The organism is Mycobacterium sp. E2733 (assembly GCF_001667585.1).
Taxonomy (GTDB): domain Bacteria; phylum Actinomycetota; class Actinomycetes; order Mycobacteriales; family Mycobacteriaceae; genus Mycobacterium.
Window position 1 is genome coordinate 1 of record NZ_LZJZ01000088.1, and the last position, 13,897, is coordinate 13,897.

A 13,897-nucleotide genomic window follows, 5' to 3' on the forward strand; every position below is an offset into this window, starting at 1 on the left:
GATCGCGGGATAAGTCACATCTGTCACTTACGTATCCGCGCCGGAGGACTCGACGATTTGCCCGCCTCATAGCGACAACGGCGGGCTGTCACACCCGTGTGCGATGGTGCGGCGATGAATCTTCGGGGAATTGAACTGCGCTATGTGCTCACGATGCACCTGGCTCACAACGGGCCGACGACCGTCGGCGAAATGATCGAAGCCCTTACCCGGCAGGGTTTTCAAGTCCATGGCAGGGCGTCGAAGGTCATTTCGGACGCTTTGCGTTGGGAGATCGGCCGAGAAAGAGTGCGGCGCGTCGGCCGCGGCCGGTACGGACCGAGGTCCATCCCACGCTCCACCGAACACCGAATCCATCAGCGCGTGCTGGCTCTGCGTCAGGCGGCGAAGCTGTCGCTGTGAGGCGGGCAAATAGTCGAGTCCTCCGGCGCGGATACGTAAGTGACAGATGTGACCATGGCCCGCGGCGCCGCAGAAGCTCACGCCTCGAACCGATACCCCATGCCCGACTCGGTCAACAAGTGCTTGGGGTGCGACGGGTCGTCCTCGAGTTTGCGTCGTAGCTGCGCCAAATAGACGCGCAGGTAATGGGTTTCGGTGGCGTACGCCGGGCCCCACACCTCTTTGAGGAGCTCTTCGCGGCCGACCAGCTTGCCGCGATTGCGGACCAGCACCTCGAGCATCCCCCATTCGGTGGGGGTCAGGTGGACCTCGGCGTTGTTCTTGGTGACCTTCTTGGCCGCCAGGTCGACGGTGAAGGCCTCCGTCTCGATCACCGGCTGCTCCAGCTCGGACGCCGCTGCATTGCGCCGGACCGCCGCCCGCAGTCGGGCCAAAAACTCGTCCATTCCAAACGGTTTCGTGACATAGTCGTCGGCCCCGGCGTCGAGGGCCTCCACCTTGTCCGATGAGTCGGTACGCGCCGACAACACGATCACCGGTGCGGTGAGCCAGCCCCGCAGCCCGGCCAGAACGTCGATACCGGAGATGTCGGGTAGGCCCAGGTCGAGGATCACCACGTCTGGTTTGTGCTCGGCGGCGGCCCGCAGCGCGCCCGCACCGCTCGACGCGGTAATCACGTCGTATCCCCGCACGGACAGGTTGATGCGCAGCGCCCGCAGGATCTGCGGCTCGTCGTCGATCACCAGCACCCGAGTCATCGCTCACCCACCGGTTCCGGGGCGGCCAATTCCACCGTCACGGTCAGCCCGCCGCCCGGGGTGTCGCCGGCGGCGATGGTGCCGCCCATGGCTTCGACGAAGCCCCGCGCAACCGACATGCCCAGACCCACCCCCGTGCTGTTGTCGTGATCGCCGAGTCGCTGAAACGCCTCGAAGATCTGCTCCTCGGTGCCGTGCGGAATGCCGGGACCCTCGTCGATGACGTTGATCAGAACCCGATCGCCCACGCGCCCCGCGTTGACCCGAACCACACAGTGGGGCGCGTACCGCAGCGCGTTGTCAATCAGGTTGGCGAGAACGCGTTCGAGCAGCCCGGCGTCGGCCAACGCCACGGCGTCACCCACGTCGACCTTGACCCGATCGATGGCGGATCGGTAAAAGCCGGTCGCGCCCTTACCGATACTGATCAGCGCCCGTTGCACCGTCTCCTCCAGATACACCCGGCGCAAGTCGGGGTGCACCACGCCGGCGGCCAGGCGCGACGAATCGAGGAGGTTTCCGACCAGCGCCGTCAGCTGGTCGATCGACTCTTCGATGGTTGCCAGCAGTTCCGCCGTGTCCGCGGCCGAAAACGCGACGTCTTCGGCGCGCAGGCTGGACACCGCGACCTTGGCCGCGGCCAGCGGCGTCCGCAGGTCGTGACTGACCGCCGATAACAGCGAGCGCCGCAACTCGTCGGCCCGCACGATCGCCTCGGCCCGACCGGCTTCCTCGGCCAGCTCGCGCTGCCGGATCAGACCCGCCGCCTGCCTGGCCACCGCACTGAGCACCCGGCGGTCGCGCGCCGAAAGCTTCCTGCCCGCCAGCAGCATCCAGAACTCGTCGTCGCCGACCTCGATGGCGGTATCCGCGCAATCGACGGTGGCACAAGGATCCCTGCCCACGCAGGCGACGACATCCGCCTTCCTGCCGCCGGCGCGGTCCTCCTCGCTGGGTTCGCGCAGCATGCTGACCGCGCGTTGCGAGTAGGTCTCGCGCACCCGCTCGAGCAGCGTCTCGAGATCAGCACCGCGCAGCACCGAACCCGCGAACAGAATCAGCAGTTCGGCCTCCTGGGAGGCGCGCCGGGCTTCCCTGGTGCGTTTGGTCGCGCCGTCGACGAGGACCGCGACCGCGACCGCCACCAGCAGCAGCACCAGTTCGGTGACGGCGGCATCGGGTTCGGCGATGGTGAAGGTGTGCCGGGGGGCGGTCAGGAAGTAGTTCAGCAGCAGGCTGGACAGCACCGCCGAAACTACCGCCGGGGCAACGCCTCCCAGCAGCCCGACCAGAAGCACTCCGACGAAGAACAGCGCGCTGTCGCCGCTCGTGCCCAGATACGGGTCGAGCGCTGTGACGATGACCGCGCAGATGGCCGACGGAACGACGATGGCGGCCAGCCATGATGCCGCCCGCCGCTCGTTGGGCGCCAGCGACGCCGCGCGGAAGCCGCGTTTGGATTCCTCGTGGGTGACCAGGTGCACGTCGATTCTGCCCGACTGCTCGACGATCCTGGCGCCGATGCCCTCCTCGAAGAGCCGTGCCCACCGCGACCGCCGCGAGGTGCCGATCACCAGCTGGGTCGCGTTCATTTCCCTGGCGAAATCGAGTAACGCAGTGGGGATGTCGTCACCGACCACGGTATGCAGCGAGGCGTCCAGACTGCTCGCCATCTCCCGAATCTTGGCCATCCGTGCCTCCGACAGTCCGGCCAGCCCGTCCCCGCGGATCACATGCACCACCATCAACTCGGCGCTGGACTTCGACGCGATCCGCGAAGCCCGACGCACCAACGTTTCCGATTCCGGGCCGCCGGTCACCGCCACCACGACGCGCTCACGCGCCTCCCACATCTCGGTGATCTTGTTCTCGGCGCGGTATTTAGCCAGCGCGGTGTCGACCTGGTCGGCCAGCCAGAGCAGTGCCAATTCCCTTAAGGCGGTGAGGTTTCCGCGACGGAAATAATTGGACAGCGCCGCATCGATCCGCTCGGCAGCATAGACGTTGCCGTGGGAGAGCCTGCGGCGCAACGCCTCCGGCGTGATGTCGATCAGCTCGACCTGCGAAGCCTGCCGGACGATGGAATCCGGGATCGTCTCTTTCTGCTCGACGCCGGTGATCTGGGCGACGACGTCGTTGAGGCTCTCGAGGTGCTGGACGTTGACGGTGGAGATCACCGTGATCCCGGCGTCGAGCAGTTCCTCGACGTCCTGCCAGCGCTTGGCGTTCTTGCTGCCCGGCGTGTTGGTGTGCGCGAGCTCGTCGACCAGGACGACTTGCGGTCTGCGCGCAAGGACGGCCGGAACGTCGAGCTCGGCGAAGCGGCCGCCACGATATTCGATGTAGCGCGGCGGAATGAACTCGATGCCGTCAAGCAGCTCAGCGGTTTTCGCCCTGCCGTGGGTCTCGATCACGCCGGCCACGACATCGGTACCGCGTTCCAGCCGGCGATGAGCCTCGCCCAGCATCGCATACGTCTTGCCCACCCCCGGAGCTGAGCCGAGGTAAATCCGCAGCTCGCCGCGCTTGGGACGGTGGTCAACGACACTCACGTCAACCATCATCCACCTATCGCGCTAGCTCGAGACCGGATATTTGCGATCGAGTGTCAGGTTGAGTTGCAGCACGTTGACGCACGGTTCACCGAAAAAACCGAGGGTGCGGCCGCTTTGATTCTGCGCCAACACCTCACGTATCTGGGCGGCGCTGACATGCCGGGCCTTCGCCACCCTGGCCACCTGGAGGCCGGCGTAGGCCGGCGAGATGTTCGGGTCTAGTCCGCTGCCGCCGGCGGTCACGGCGTCGGCGGGCACGGCCGGGTTGGCGGGTGCGGCCCCGCGGATGGGAACGATCTGGCCGATCGTGTAGTCCTCGCCGCCCTTGGCGCACTCGACCCGCACGCCCTCGTAGAGCGCCAGGAACGGTGCCGGCGTCGACTGGCACGGCTCGTTGATGCTCACCACCCTGGTGGGATGGATGACGTTCCCACGGGCGTCGCGGGGTCCGATCACCGACAGGACGGCACCGACGCCCCCGCCCGTGCAGAACGGCCGCGATGCGTCCGCGCCTTCGAGTCGGCCCACGGCCGCGCTGCGCGAACAGACCGTTGTCAACAGGCTCGGCTTGCCGGGTGTGTCGATGATGCTTTCCGGCCCGAGGTTGCTCGCGCCAGACGACAGCGGGTCGTAGCCGTTGCCGGCCGCCGAGGGGCGGCCCTGAAAATACTGCGGCAGCGGATTGCCGGCCTGATCGGTGAACAGCTGACCGATCAGCCGGCTGCCGATCGGCTTCCCATTGGCGGTGAGGATCGACCCGTTGGCCTTGTCCTGCAGCCCCGGTATCTGCGCGACCAGCCAGATGAACAGCGGGTAGGCAATGCCGGTGATCGCGGTGAGTACCAGCAGCGCGCGGAAGGCCGCCCAGTGCATGCGCACGAAAGTCGAGAAGCTCATGTCAGGACATCCCCGGGACGAATTGGACGATCAGGTCGATCAGTTTTATTCCGACGAACGGGGCGACGATGCCGCCCAGGCCGTAGATGTAGAGATTGCGGCTCAACAACTTTGACGCGCTGCTCGGCGTGTAGCGCACGCCCCGCAGCGACAACGGGATCAGCGCCACGATCACGAGTGCGTTGAAGATCACCGCGGACAGGATCGCCGACTCCGGGCTGTGCAGCCGCATGACGTTGATCGTGTCCAGCCCGGGGAAGAGCGCGACGAACATGGCCGGGATGATCGCGAAATACTTTGCGATGTCGTTGGCGATCGAGAAGGTCGTCAACGCGCCGCGGGTGATCAGCAACTGCTTGCCGATCTCGACGATCTCGATCAGCTTGGTCGGGTCGGAGTCCAGGTCGACCATGTTGCCCGCCTCTTTGGCGGCCGACGTACCGGTGTTCATCGCCACGCCCACGTCGGCCTGGGCCAACGCCGGCGCGTCGTTGGTGCCGTCGCCGGTCATCGCGACCAGCTTGCCGCCCTCCTGCTCCCGCTTGATCAGCTCGAGTTTGTCCTCGGGCGTGGCCTCAGCGAGGAAGTCGTCGACACCGGCCTCATCGGCAATTGCTCTGGCGGTCAAGGGGTTATCGCCGGTGATCATCACCGTCCGGATGCCCATCCTGCGCATCTCGTCGAATCGATCACGCATGCCCTGCTTGACGACGTCCTTGAGGTGGATGACACCTAGCACCGCCGATTCGCCATCGCGGCTCTCCCCGACGACCAGCGGAGTGCCGCCGCCGGCGGAGACGCCGTCGACGAGCTCACCGAGCTGCTGGGGGACCTTGCCGCCTTGGCCGCGCACCCATTCCGCGACGGAGCTGGCCGCGCCCTTGCGCAGCTGGTGCCCGTCGAGGTCGACCCCCGACATGCGGGTGCTGGCCGAGAAACTCACCCATTGGGCGTGGGCGAGTTCGCCGGGCGTGCGGGCGCGCAGCCCGAAATGCTGCTTGGCGTATACGACGATCGAGCGTCCCTCCGGTGTTTCGTCGGCAAGGCTGGACAGCTGCGCGGCGTCGGCCAGTTGCTCGTTGGTGACGCCGTCGAGGGGGACGAAGGCGGCGGCCTGCCGGTTGCCGAGGGTGATAGTGCCCGTTTTGTCGAGTAGCAACGTGTTGACGTCGCCCGCGGCCTCGACCGCGCGTCCGGACATGGCGAGCACGTTGCGCTGCACCAGCCGGTCCATGCCCGCGATGCCGATCGCGGAAAGCAGCGCGCCGATGGTCGTCGGAATCAGACACACCAGCAACGACACCATCACGATCCCGGTGACACCGTTTGCGTTGAGCGCCTGGGTGTCTGGGACGCCGGGGTTGTTCATCTTCGAATAGACCGCCAGCGGCTGCAGGGTGGCGACCGCAAAGACGAAGATGATCGTCAACGCGGCCAACAGGATGTTGAGCGCGATCTCGTTGGGGGTCTTCTGCCGGTTGGCGCCCTCGACGAGTGCGATCATCCGGTCGATGAAGCTCTCCCCGGGCTTCTGCGTGATCCGCACGACGATGCGGTCGCTGAGCACGGTGGTTCCGCCGGTGACCGCCGAGCGGTCACCCCCGGACTCGCGGATGACCGGTGCGGACTCACCGGTGATAGCCGATTCATCCACGGAGGCAATGCCTTCGACGACGTCTCCGTCGCCCGGTATCACCTGTCCCGCCTCAACCACGACGACGTCGCCTTGCTGCAGGAGCGGCGCGGCGACCTCTTCCTCGACGGCCGGGGCGCCCGGCCGGTAGTCCTTGAGTCGTCGCGCCAGCGTCTGACTTTTGGCGCGGCGCAGCGTTTCGGCCTGGGCCTTGCCGCGGCCCTCGGCCACCGCCTCCGCGGAGTTTGCGAAAAAGACGGTGAGCCATAGCCACACCACGATCAACCATGCGAACCAGGTCGGGTCGATGATCGCCAGCGCGGTGCTCCAGGTGGCGCCGATCTCGACGATGAACATCACCGGGTTGCGCCACAGCGTGCGGGGGCTGAGTTTGCGCAGGGCGTCCGGCGTCGACTTCCACAGCATCTTCGGATCGAGCAATCCGCCCTGCACCCGTTTGGTGTTCGCGGAGCTGGCGGGCCGCGACTGCTCAGCGGGGTTGACGATCGTCGCGCTCATCAGTGAATTCCTTCGGCGAGAGGGCCAAGCGCGAGCATGGGCAGGAAGGTGAGGGCTACCAGAATCAGGGTCACCCCGGCGACCATCCCGACGAACTGCGGCCGATGGGTTGGCAGCGTCCCGGCCGATTCCGGTGTCTGACCCTGTTTGGCCAGCGAGCCGGCCAGCGCCAGCACGAGCACGATCGGCAGGAATCTGCCGAAGACCATGGCCAGGCCCAGGGCGGTGTTGTACCAGTTGGTGTTGACGCTGATCCCGGCGAATGCCGACCCGTTGTTGTTGGCCGCGGAGGTGAACGCGTACAGCACCTCCGACAACCCGTGCGGGCCGGAGTTCAGCATGCCGGCGCGTTCGCCCGGCAGCGCCATCGCGATCGCGGTTCCCGTCAGCACGATCAGCGGCGTAACCAGGAAATAGCTTGCCGCGAGCTTGATTTCGCGCGGATTGATCTTCTTGCCGAGATATTCGGGGGTACGGCCGACCATCAGCCCGGCGACGAACACGGTGATCACCGCCAGGATCAGCATGCCGTACAGACCCGAGCCGGTGCCGCCGGGCGCGACCTCGCCGAGCTGCATGTTGAACATGGTCATCATGCCGCCGAGGCTGGTGTAGGAATCGTGGAACGAGTCGACGGCACCGGTGGAGGTTAGCGTCGTCGAGTCGGCGAACACCGCGGAGTTGGCGACGCCGAACCGCTGCTCGACCCCCTCCATTGCCGAGCCGACCGCGGTCGGCACCGTGCCGTGGTGTTGCAGCTGGAACAACATCATGAAGGTCACGCTGATCGCGTAGAGCGAAGCCATGACCGATGCGATCGCGTAGCCCTGCTTCTTGCTGCCCACCATGCGCCCGAACGTGCGCGGCAGCGAGAAGCTGATCACCAGCAGTAAAAAGATTTCCAGCCAGTTGGTCCACGTGGTCGGGTTCTCAAACGGGTGGGCGGAATTCGCGTTGTAGAAGCCGCCGCCATTGGTGCCCAGCTCCTTGATGGCTTCCTGGCTGGCCACCGGGCCGCCGGTGATCATCTGCTGCGCCCCGTTCAGGGCGGTGACGACCTGGTCGTTCAAGTGGAAGTTCTGGATCGCACCTCCCGCGATCAGCAGGAGCGCGCCCAAGGTCGCGATGGGCAGCAGAATTCGCAGTGTCCCGCGCACCAGGTCGACCCAGAAATTGCCCAGCTCTCCGGTACGCGTGCGGGCGAATCCGCGCACCAGCGCGATCGCCACCGCCATGCCCACCGCGGCGGACACGAAGTTCTGCACCGCGAGCCCGGCCATCTGCACGAGGTGGCCCTGGGTGGATTCGCCGGAATAGGCCTGCCAGTTGGTGTTCGTGACGAAACTGACCGCGGTGTTCCACGCGAGCCCCGGTGTCATCTTGGTGGCCGGATCATGCAGATGCAGTGGCAATTTGCCCTGCACGAGTTGGAACGCGAATAGGAAGAGAATGCTGACCGACGAGAACGCCAGCACACTGCGCGCGTAGGCGCCCCAGGTCTGCTCCGAGCGCGCGTCAACCCCGACAAGCCGGTAGATGACGCGCTCGAGGTAGCCGTCCTTTGCCGACGTGTACACCCGATACATGTAGTCGCCCAAGGGCACATGGACCGCGACCAGCGCCACGACGAGGACGGCGAGAAAGAGCAGCCCCGCGGCTGTTCCGCTCATCAGAACCGCTCCGGGAACAGCAGGGCGCAGCCGAGAAAAAGTGCGAGTAGGACGGAAAGCACTAAACCGACGATGTTTTCGTAGCTCACAGCCGCTCGACCAGCTTCTGCACCAGGCCGAGCGCGGCGAACACCGCCACCGTGAGCGCGACAAAGGCCACTATGCCCATTTTGAGCCCATCTTGTCTCCGTTCCGCGCCCGTCGCGTGCATACAAAAGGACCTCATCGAGGTAGCCACAGCGTGTTCCTCGGAGGCAAGGTCAGCTTGAAGTTAGCTGGATCGAATCCGGTAGGGCCTTTGGTTGACACTTTCCTAACGAACTCGCGGTGCAACTTTACGGTTTGTTTACGCACGCCAGTTCGAACGCTCGCGCCTGCCCCAGCCGATCGCTGCCCCGATCACCTGCGATGTAAATCGGCTTCCAACAACCAACTGCGCCAACAGCTTTGGCATGCGCCGGTCGGTCGGCTCATGCCACGAGCCGTTCGTAACCCGAAGGTCGAAAAGGATCCGTAAACATCGACGCCTCGCGCGTATGGATGCCGTTGTCATCGCGGCGCGCGCCGGCAGCTCAGCGTAGACCCGAAACCATGCGTGAGTCTCAGCACCGAACCGTTGAACTCGTAGTTGCCCAGCCCGCCCGGGCGCCGATTTCTGGGCCCAGTTGGTTGTCGAGACTGCTCGACGGCGCACACCCATGGGGATCCTATGAAGCCGTGGTCAGCCGGTACGGGGTCCGCCGCTACAGCCTGACCATCTATCCACCCGGAGTCAGTACCGCCGATCGGCGGCTGGCGCGCCTCTGGCGTGCTTGGCCGATGACCGCCGCCGCGCTGATGCTGCTGGGTGTCATAACGTTTGGCAACGCGATGGCCTCACCCGATGCCGTGCTGACAGTCGCCGCGGTCGCCTACCTGAGTATCAGCATGCTCCTCTTCTTGCGGGCCGGACCCCGCAGCGTTCGAGCCAGGTCGATGTCGATCGTCCTCATGCCCAAGACCGCCGACGTGCAGGAGTTGCGCAGGTACATGCAATGGCGAACGTTGGTCGACAAGCTGATCGAGGCCGACCACATGTTGACGACTCATGCCATCTCGCCGGTCGAGCATGAGGCCACGTGGTGGGAGGCCTATGACAGCCTGGTGCTGCGGTATTGACCTTGCCGACCGTCTGGTGCGTGTGGCGGCAGGGACGTCGACGATCTCAACCCGAACGTTGGCCCGCCGCAGGAGGAAGAAGGCCAACCACGGGAAGCGCCTGCGTCGGGCGGCCGCCGAGGAAGGTCACACCCTAGCGGTGCCCGGGCCGTCGATCATCGGGATCCGGACCCGGAAAACCGTTCTGCCCTCGACGGATTCGGCGGTGACGGAGCCGTGGTGGGCCTTGACGATCGAACTGACGATGGCCAGGCCCAGCCCCGTGCCCGAGCTGTTGAGCCTCGAGTTGTCCGCCCGGGCGAACCGTTCGAACAAGCGGGGGAGGAGCTCCGGATCGATCCCGGGGCCGTCGTCGGCGACGGTCAGTTCGACCCACGGCGCCTCGGACCCGTCGCGGTGGCAGGTGATCCCGGTTGTGACGGTGACCCCGGGCGGGTTGTGCACCCGGGCGTTGTGGAGCAGGTTGCTGACGAGTTGGTGTAGCCGGTCTTGATCCCCGCGGACCCACACCGGCTCCTCGGGGAGGTCCTTCACCCAATGGTGCGCGGGCGCGGCGACCGCCGCGTCGTTCACGGCGTTGACGACGAGGTCGGCCAGGTCGACGTCCTCGCTCTGCAGGTCTTGGCCTTCGCCCAGGCGGGAGAGCAGGAGCAGCTCGTCGACGAGCAGCGTCATGCGCCGCGCTTCGGACTCGATGCGAGCCAACGCGTATTCGGTGGTCGGCGGCAGTTCAGAACTGTCCTGGCGGGTGAGTTCGGCGTATCCCTGAATCGCTGCCAGCGGTGTCCGCAGCTCGTGGCTGGCGTCGGTGATGAATTGCCGCATACGCAGGTCGGATTCGGCGCGCTGCGCCAGCGCGCTATCGACGTTGTCCAGCAACCGGTTCAGGGTGTGGCCGACGATGCCGACCTCGTTCTGCTGGTTGGTGTCACGCGGCCGCACTCGGACACTGATTCGGTGGTCGTCGTCGGCGAGCGGCATGGCGGCGACTTCCGCCGCGGTAGCCGCCAACCGGCGCAATGGCCGCAAGGTATAGCCGACCACCCACACGGTGAGCCCGGCGGTGACCGCCAACGCCGCCGCGATGAGTAGGGTGGTGGTGACCTGTTTGCGGGCGATGATTCGGTCGGCGAGGTTGAGCGACACCCCGGCAATCAGCACGTCCGATCCGTCGACGTGGCTCTTGAGCCGATAGAACCCCAGGGCGCCCAGGTTTTCGGTCCGTGGCGGGCCGTTTGCCCACGACTCCGCTTCGATGGCGCGGACCACGTCGGCGGGCGCCGGCCGTGCTTCGGCTTCCGAGAAGACCGCCGACCCGATCACGGTGCCGTCGTGCAGTGCCACGATCAGGTTTCCCGGCGTCTGATCGGTGAACTGCAGCATCGCATCAGGCAGCGGCTTGGCGCCGTCGGCCGGATTGTGTTCACCCTTAAGGTATTTCGTGTACGAGTGGCCCAACGCGTCCAAAGACTCGGCGACGTCGGCGTCGCTCATCGCGGTGACGTAGCCGCGCAGGCTCAGCACGGACACGATTCCGACCGTCATCAGCACCACGCTGACCACCGCCAGTACGCCCAGCAGCAGCTGGCGGCGTAACGAACGGGGCAGCCACCGCGGGAGATCCCCGGACATGGCGTCCCGGTCTTGGCTCATTCCGGCGGCCGCAGCATGTATCCAACACCGCGCACTGTGTGAATCATCGGTTCGCGCCCGGAGTCGATCTTCTTCCGCAAATACGAGATGTACAGGTCCACGATGCTGGTGCGGCCGGCGAAGTCGTAGTTCCAGACGCGGTCGAGGATTTCGCTGCGGCTCAGGGCGCGGCGGGGATTGCGCATGAGGAAGCGCAGCAGTTCGAACTCGGTCGACGAAAGCGATATCTGGGTGCCATCGCGGGTCACTTCGCGGCTGGCGGTGTCGACCCGCAGGTCGCCGACTTTGAGGGTCTCGGCTGCCGGGGGCGACTGCTGGCCGGAACGGCGCAACAACCCGCGCAGCCGGGCAACGAGCTCTTCGAGGCTGAACGGCTTGGTCATGTAGTCGTCGGCGCCGGCGGTCAGGCCGGTGACCCGATCCATGACCGAGTCCCGCGCGGTGAGGAAGAGCGTGGGCGTGTAGGCGTCGGACTGGCGGACGCGTTCCAGGATTCGCAACCCATCCACGTCGGGAAGCATGATGTCGAGCACGAGCACGTCGGGACTGACCTTGTCGAACTTGGCCAGGGCCTCGCGCCCGTTGTGGGCGATGTCGACAACCCATCCCTCATAGTGCAGCGCCATCTTCACCAGGTTGGTCAGCGCCGGCTCGTCGTCGACGAGCAGGACCCTGATCGGTGATCCATCGGCACGATAAATCCTGGGCAGCTGCCCGAGGATGGCCTGGCGGGGGCGCTGGCCGCCCGCGTATCCCGACATTGCGGTCATGTTCCTACATTCTGGCAAGCCACACACCTAACTGTCACGAAGCTCATAGAGTTCTCAAATGTTCGGCACGGGCCCGTCGCCGCAAACGGACTCAAATATGAGTTTTCTATGTGTCGCGGCAGGCGGCTTGCGATGATCCGGTTTGCCAAAAAGACGGGCTCGCACGGCTGTTGGCTTGATTGCGCCGACCAATTCCAGGCAATACGTACAAAACGAGCCGCACGAGAACGGTTTTGAGTTATTTGCAAGGCGCTGAATTCCGGCGAATGCCGGTGGTAGCTGAATGCGTAGCCTCAATGCAGGGGACAACGGCGTCCTGACTCATGGCACCAAAGTTGGCCGTTCGAAACGCTTTTCGTAGCTCCACGTGCGGGCGTAATGCACGTGACGATGGCTGCGGCCGCAACGGCGGTCATCGCCGCGGCGCCTGATTGCGGCTTCGGGAAAATCAACCAGCAAAAGGAAAGTAATGGATTTTGGCGCGTTGCCTCCGGAAGTCAACTCCGGCCGGATGTATATGGGGGCCGGGCCCGCGACGCTGCTGGCCGCCTCGGCGGGATGGGACTCGCTGGCCCTGGAGCTGCGCTCGGCCGCCAGCGGATATGAATCGGTGATCGCGACCCTGACGCACGAGTGGGCAGGCCCGACGGCGATGTCGATGGCCGCCGCGGTCGCACCCTACGTGGTGTGGCTGCGGACCACCGCCGAGCTGTGCGAGCAGTCGGCAATGCAGGCCACGGCCGCCGCCGGGGCTTACGAAGCGGCGTACGCGATGACGGTGCCGCCGCCCTTGATTGCGGCTAACCGGGCTCGGCTTCTGGCGTTGGTCGCCACCAACTTCCTCGGACAGAACACGCCGGCGATCATGGCCACCGAGGCCGAATACAGCGCAATGTGGGCGCAAGACGCCACCGCGATGTACACGTACGCCGCGAGTTCGGCGTCCGCCTCAGCCTTCGGCGCGTTTGCGCCACCGCCCCAGACGACCAATCCGGGCGGGGCCGCGGGCCAAGCAGGTTCGGTCGCCCAGGCGACCGCAACCCGGGCCGGCGGCACTGTCAAGACGACTTCGGCGCAGCTGATGTCGGTGCCACAGGCGTTGCAGAGCTTGTCGACCCCCGGATCGACTTCGAGCACCGGTCTGTCGCAGGCCGCGATGGGGACCGGCGCGTCCCTCGGGTCGTCGGGGGCGTCCGCTCCGCTCAGCGCGCTGTCCAGCCTGAGCGGAACGACCAGGGGCGCCGCCAAGACCGCGAACGCCGGCCTGGGAACCGCGTCCGGCCTGGCAGCGTCGCTCGGCGGGGTCGCCGGCTCCGGCGAAGCGGCCGGGCTGTTTTCCGACGTGGCCGGCCTGGGCTCCGATGCCGCAGGCTTCGGCGCCGACGGCGGTGGAATCGGCATCGACCTTTACGGGCTGGGGCTCGATTACAAGGGCTTGGGGCTCGATTACCAGGGCTTGGCCCTTGATATGGAGGGCGCGGGTTCGATTTTGGGCGCCGAGGGAGTTTCTGGCTCGCCAGCACTGGGTGCGCTGGGGAACATGGGTTCGCTGGGGGGACTGGGTCAGGGCGCGTCGGCGGGCCTGGGCCAAGGAGCCTCGCTCGGGACCTTGTCGGTGCCGCCCGGCTGGGCCAACGCGGCGTCGTCGGTGACGCCGCTGCCCACCGCTCTGGACGCCAAGGCCATGCCGGGCGGGTGGGGTGCCGCACCGACGCCGTCGTCGGCATCGGGCATTTCCAAGCTGCCGCTGGGGGGCATGGTCGGGCGCGAGTCCGACGGTGCGGTTCACCGAATCGGGTTCCGCCCCTCGCTCATCCCGCGTTCGCCGGTGGCCGGATAAGGCAGAGCCGCAAGGGTTTCCAGGACGAAAGGGGCCCGCACA

General features: G+C 66.1%; 12 protein-coding genes. 3 read left to right on the forward strand and 9 right to left on the reverse strand.

The genetic code is table 11. From position 1 onward, the window contains the following. Positions 1–114 precede the first annotated feature (114 nt). Positions 115–402 carry a hypothetical protein gene (locus tag A5678_RS16025; RefSeq protein WP_068044036.1) on the forward strand — a complete coding sequence of 96 codons (288 nt, stop codon included), beginning with the start codon at positions 115–117 and terminating at the stop codon, positions 400–402. 77 nt (positions 403–479) lie between these two features. On the opposite strand, the gene A5678_RS16030 is transcribed toward A5678_RS16025, so the two are convergent. From A5678_RS16030 to A5678_RS27585, 7 genes are read right to left on the reverse strand one after another with little or no spacing between them, the layout of a single operon-like run. Continuing rightward, entirely contained in the window at positions 480–1,160 is a 681-nt protein-coding gene (locus A5678_RS16030; protein ID WP_068044039.1) for a response regulator, read from the reverse strand. After that, positions 1,157–3,724 carry a sensor histidine kinase KdpD gene (locus A5678_RS16035; protein WP_068044041.1) on the reverse strand — a complete coding sequence of 856 codons (2,568 nt, stop codon included), beginning with the start codon at positions 3,722–3,724 and terminating at the stop codon, positions 1,157–1,159. Before A5678_RS16035 ends, A5678_RS16030 begins: the two co-directional genes overlap by 4 nt. 12 nt (positions 3,725–3,736) lie before the next feature. Further along, positions 3,737–4,612, reverse strand: a complete 876-nt coding sequence (locus tag A5678_RS16040; protein WP_068044043.1) for a potassium-transporting ATPase subunit C — start codon at positions 4,610–4,612, stop codon at positions 3,737–3,739. Position 4,613: 1 nt separating this feature from the next. Beyond that, the gene (gene kdpB / locus A5678_RS16045; protein WP_068044045.1) at positions 4,614–6,764 is read right to left on the reverse strand and encodes a potassium-transporting ATPase subunit KdpB; all 2,151 of its coding nucleotides are present in this window, start codon (positions 6,762–6,764) and stop codon (positions 4,614–4,616) included. Further along, on the reverse strand, positions 6,764–8,434 hold the full coding sequence (gene kdpA / locus A5678_RS16050) for a potassium-transporting ATPase subunit KdpA (protein WP_068044046.1): 1,671 nt from the start codon (positions 8,432–8,434) through the stop codon (positions 6,764–6,766). The genes kdpB and kdpA overlap by 1 nt, the downstream gene beginning before the upstream one ends. Further along, positions 8,434–8,523, reverse strand: a complete 90-nt coding sequence (kdpF, locus tag A5678_RS28350; RefSeq protein WP_050790038.1) for a K(+)-transporting ATPase subunit F — start codon at positions 8,521–8,523, stop codon at positions 8,434–8,436. Before kdpF ends, kdpA begins: the two co-directional genes overlap by 1 nt. After that, positions 8,520–8,672, reverse strand: coding sequence for a hypothetical protein (locus A5678_RS27585; RefSeq protein WP_197502161.1), 153 nt, complete (start codon positions 8,670–8,672; stop codon positions 8,520–8,522). Before A5678_RS27585 ends, kdpF begins: the two co-directional genes overlap by 4 nt. Before the next feature lie 353 nt (positions 8,673–9,025). Here A5678_RS27585 and A5678_RS16060 point away from each other — a divergent pair, with 353 nt between their 5' ends. Next, positions 9,026–9,592 (forward strand): DUF6611 family protein, encoded by a 567-nt coding sequence (locus tag A5678_RS16060; RefSeq protein ID WP_368664898.1) that lies wholly within the window; start codon positions 9,026–9,028, stop codon positions 9,590–9,592. 126 nt (positions 9,593–9,718) lie between these two features. On the opposite strand, the gene A5678_RS16065 is transcribed toward A5678_RS16060, so the two are convergent. Both A5678_RS16065 and A5678_RS16070 read right to left on the reverse strand, forming a co-directional pair. Continuing rightward, complete coding sequence (locus tag A5678_RS16065; protein WP_068044053.1) at positions 9,719–11,245, reverse strand: cell wall metabolism sensor histidine kinase WalK; 1,527 nt, start codon at positions 11,243–11,245, stop codon at positions 9,719–9,721. Continuing rightward, a complete protein-coding gene (locus A5678_RS16070) occupies positions 11,242–12,015 on the reverse strand; it encodes a response regulator transcription factor (RefSeq protein ID WP_068044055.1) in 774 nt (257 codons plus the stop codon). The genes A5678_RS16065 and A5678_RS16070 overlap by 4 nt, the downstream gene beginning before the upstream one ends. Before the next feature lie 469 nt (positions 12,016–12,484). On the opposite strand from A5678_RS16070, the gene A5678_RS16075 reads away from it, so the two are divergent. Further along, positions 12,485–13,855, forward strand: a complete 1,371-nt coding sequence (locus tag A5678_RS16075) for a PPE family protein (RefSeq protein ID WP_068044057.1) — start codon at positions 12,485–12,487, stop codon at positions 13,853–13,855. The last annotated feature ends 42 nt before the right edge of the window (positions 13,856–13,897 follow it).